At 72.6% G+C, this 4159-nt stretch carries 3 protein-coding genes; 1 reads left to right on the top strand and 2 read right to left on the bottom strand.

The window, feature by feature from the left end; all coding sequences use genetic code 11:
- A partial coding sequence (locus B7767_RS31855; RefSeq protein WP_085575161.1) for an AAA family ATPase occupies positions 1-1787 on the bottom strand: 1787 nt, incomplete at its 3' end.
- A 431-nt stretch (positions 1788-2218) separates the two neighbouring features.
- Positions 2219-2839 (bottom strand): hypothetical protein, encoded by a 621-nt coding sequence (locus B7767_RS31860; protein ID WP_085575159.1) that lies wholly within the window; start codon positions 2837-2839, stop codon positions 2219-2221.
- Positions 2840-3121: 282 nt separating this feature from the next.
- Here B7767_RS31860 and B7767_RS31865 point away from each other — a divergent pair.
- The coding region (locus tag B7767_RS31865) for a C39 family peptidase (RefSeq protein ID WP_085575160.1) at positions 3122-4159 on the top strand (1038 nt) is incomplete at its 3' end.

Genomic DNA, 4159 nt, shown 5'->3' on the forward strand with positions numbered 1-4159 from the left:
AGCGTGGCCAGATCATCCCGGGTCAGCACCCCTGGATACACGGACAACCGCAGATCCCGGTACGCACAGCTCTTCTCGTACAGCGTCCGCAGGAACCGCCCGTTCCCCAGCTCGTCGATCCACCCCTGATCCACCACGTGTCCGGCGATCGACCGCAGCTCGTCCAACGCCTCCTCGTCCCACACATCCCCGTTCTCCCCCGCCAGCACCTCCCCGATCGAGGTCAGCTCCAGCGGCCGGTACGAGGGGAAGTCCACCCGGGTCGTGAACCGCGACGACAGCCCGGGATTCGCGGCGAGCAGCCGGTCCATCCCCTCCGGATACCCGGCGAGGATCACCACCAGATGGTCCCGGTTGTCCTCCGCCCGCTTCAACAGCACCTGCAGCGCCTCGTCCCCGTACGCGTCCCCCTTGCCGTACCCGGAGTTGGACAGCGAGTACGCCTCGTCCACGAACAGCACCCCGCCCAGCGCGGAGTCGATCAGCTCGTTGGCCTTCACCGCGGTCTGCCCCAGGTACTCACCGACCAGATCCGCCCGCTGGGCCTCCACCAGATGGTCACCACCGAGCAGCCCGAGGGCGTAGAACACACGGCCGAGGATGCGGGCCACCGTCGTCTTCCCCGTCCCGGACGGCCCGGAGAAGACGAAGTGGCGTTTCGGCGGCTGCACCGGCAACCCCTGTCCGGCCCGCAGCCGCGCCATGTTCAGCTGCGCCGACAACGCCTTGACCTGCCGCTTCACCGGCTCCAGGCCCACCATGCGCTCCAGTTCGGCGAGCGCCTCCTCCAGTAACGCGGGGTCCGTGGGCCCGGTGGGCAGCGGGGACACCCCGGATCCCGTCCGCTCCCGCACACCCGGAGCGGCGACCGGCGGCAGCGGACCCGGTACGGGCTCGGGCTCGGACAGCCGCAGGTCACGCCCCTCGGTGCCGAACAGCGGATCGAGCATGTCGGGGCCGTCCATGACGTCCTGCCCGGCCCCGGTGAGCGTGATCGAGGCGAGGTCGGCGGAGTCGTCGTACCCGTCGCCCTCGGCGATCGCGGCGAGCCGGGCGGAGGTGTCCATGAAGGCCGGATCGACCCGGTGCACGGCCCGGTACAGGGGGAGCGCGGCGGCGCTGCGGCCGGTCCCCTCGTGGGCGCGGGCCAGCCAGTAGCGCAGCTCCTTGCGCTGCGGCTGTTCGCTGCGGCACCGCATCAGCGCCGCCGACAGCAGCGGTTCGGCCTGCCCGTACATCTCCAGCCGCACCCGGGCCATGCCGCCGAACAGGCCGGCCTCGATGCCCAGCAGCGGGTCCTCGACGAGGGAGTCCGTGTGCCGGACCAGCTGCTCCCAGTCCTTGACCAGGTAGGCGCGGCAGGCGTGCAGGAAGCGGACCTGCGGATCGGTGTCCACCGGGGGCAGCCCGGCGAGCGCCCGGTCCAGCTCGGGGACATGGCGCCCGTCCAGCCAGTGGGAGGCGTGCGCCAGCAGCAGATCGCGGGGGCTCTCCAGCACCGGCTGCACCCACCAGCCGAGCCAGTACCAGGAGTTGAGGGTGCGGCGGTGCCGGGCGCGCTGCTCGCCGAAGCGCTCCCGGTGCCGGAACATCCTGAGCAGCGCGGTCGTCGTGTCGACGCGCAGCGCGTGCAGCCCGAGCCAGCCGTCGGCCATCCCCGGGTCGATCCGCACCGCGACCCGGAACTCCTCCTCCGCCTGCGGATAGGCGCCCATCGTGTAGGCGTCCACGCCCCGCAGCCAGGCGAGGTCGGCCGGGGCCTGCGGGCCCTGCGTGCCGAAGTCCATCACGTCCCCCACGAACCGTGCCCCCGTAGGTGTGCCGGCCGGCCCTCGTCCGTCGGCTCCCGTTGGTCGAACCGCTGTGCCGCGGACCGGAGTTGGAAGGTGCGCGAAGTAGCGTCCGTAGGTCGCACCGAGGGCATCGTACCCGCGGCGGCGGTACGTCCGTAGGGTGCCGTACCCGCCGAAGGGCGAGGTGGGAGGGGGGAGCGCGGACCACGTGTGGTGACCCAGGGTGATCGTCATATGCCACTGGGCGCCCGAAAAACGCGAAGAGGGCAGAACGAAGCCCCCGATCACGGGGGAACAACCGGGGGCTTCGCGTCTGCCGGCGGCTCCCGAAGGGCCGCACATTGAGAACGTAAGACCTGTACGCGCCCCCGGTCAAGCCGAGTTGGGGTACTCCGGCAACTTGTCCGGGACCGCTCTTCACGGGTTCACCACAATGCGGGTGGCCCGTCACCCTGTGTGAGCGGAGGGGGTGATTCACCCGCCTCGGCGGACCCGGGAAGCAGCTCGTACCCCTTCGGGCGCTGCCGCACCAGAAGCCCCGCGAAGGGGCGTGAGGGGTCGCCCGCGAAGTGCTCGCGTTCCGCGCGGATCCAGCCGTCCCAGAACTCCCGCTGCTCCGCGCCGTCGCGGGCCCGCCCCCGCGACCAGGACTCCTCCCGGGGGAGGTCCATCCACAGCAGCAGCGCCAGATACGGGCGCAGGGCCCGGCGCCCCGCGCCGACGCCCTCCACGACGACCACGGGGGCGGGCGGCAGCGGGCGGGGCGGTCCGAAGCGGCGGGTCCGCCAGTCGTAGGGGGAGTAGCGCGCGGTCTCGCCTCGGCCGAGCGGCTCGATCACCTGGCTCAGCAGCCGTCCGGTCCAGTCGAACAGTTCGGTGTGGCTGGCGATGTCGTCGAGCCGCAGCACCGGAGCGCCGTCCAGTGCCTCGGCCAGCCGTACGGCGAACGTCGACTTCCCCGAGCCGGCGTGCCCGTCGACGCCGACGAGCCGGACCGGGCCGCACGAGGGGGCGAGCCGGCGGATGCGGGAGGCGAGATCGTGAATGGCTGGTTCCTGGGGGCGGGGGAGGGAGAGGGCCTACCGGAGCACTCTAGGCCCCGGACGGCCGAGCCCCGGACGGACCGGCCCTCGGCCGGACGGGTCCACCGGGGGTCCCGCCATTGGTCGAGTCCCATGTTGGTCGGGCGCGGTACGGCCGGGGTGCTGGCAGGATCCGCCCGGCTGCGTTCATAGTTGGCGCACACCGCTCCACCCGGCGGACGCACACCGTCCGGCCGGCCGTGCTTTGGTCCTGTCCCGACTCCGACACCTGGGGGTCCTCCACCCATGAGCAGAGCCGAACTGCCGTCCCGCAGATCCCTCCTGGCCGCGGCGGTCGTCACCGCCGTCGCCGGGAGCGCGGGCCCGGCGTCCGCCGGAACCCCGACGGCCGGTACCCCGACCGGACACGCCACCGACACCGCCGGCCGGACCGCCGCCCGCCCCGTCGACAACCGGTCCTGGACCTCGTACACCGACTGGCGCGGCGGTACCGCCGTCGGGACCCGTGCCGTCGTCGGTGTCCGTCCCGGCCTTCTGATCGCGAGGCCCGTCGGCACCACGGACTACACCGACCCGCACACCGGCCGCACGGCCGCCTGGGAGTACGCGACCTGGACCTCGCCCGTGCACCGGCTCAGGGTTCCGGCCACGGAGGTCATCGCCTCCTGGAACGCGCACACCCCCGCGGGCACCTGGCTCCAGACCGAGCTGAAGGGCACGTACTCCGACGGCACGGACACCCCCTGGTACGTCATGGGCCGCTGGGCCGCCGGCGACCAGGACATCCGGCGCACCTCGGTGGACGACCAGAGCGACGGGAAGAGCACCGTCTGGACGGACACGCTCTCCGTGGACGACGCGGCCTCGGGCCTGCGCGTCGTCTCGTACCGGCTGCGACTGACCCTCCACCGCCGTCCCGGCACCCGGCTCACCCCGACCGTGTGGCGGCTCGGCGCGATGGGCTCCGACATCCCCGACCGGTTCACCGTCCCCGCCTCCGTGCCCGGTCTCGCCGGGGAGCTGATCGTCCCGCGCTACTCGCAGGAGATCCACAAGGGCCAGTACCCGGAGTACGACAACGGCGGTGAGGCCTGGTGCAGCCCCACCTCCTCGCAGATGATCATCGAGTACTGGGGCGGCCGGCTCACCGAGGAGCAGCTCTCCTGGGTCGACCCGTCCTACGCCGACCCGCAGATCTGCCACGCGGCCCGCCACACCTTCGACCACCAGTACGAGGGCTGCGGCAACTGGCCCTTCAACGCCGCCTACGCGGCCACCTTCGACGGCCTGGCGGGCGTGGTCACCCGCCTCGGCTCCCTCACC

This window comes from Streptomyces sp. 13-12-16, from assembly GCF_002114215.1.
GTDB lineage: Bacteria > Actinomycetota > Actinomycetes > Streptomycetales > Streptomycetaceae > Streptomyces.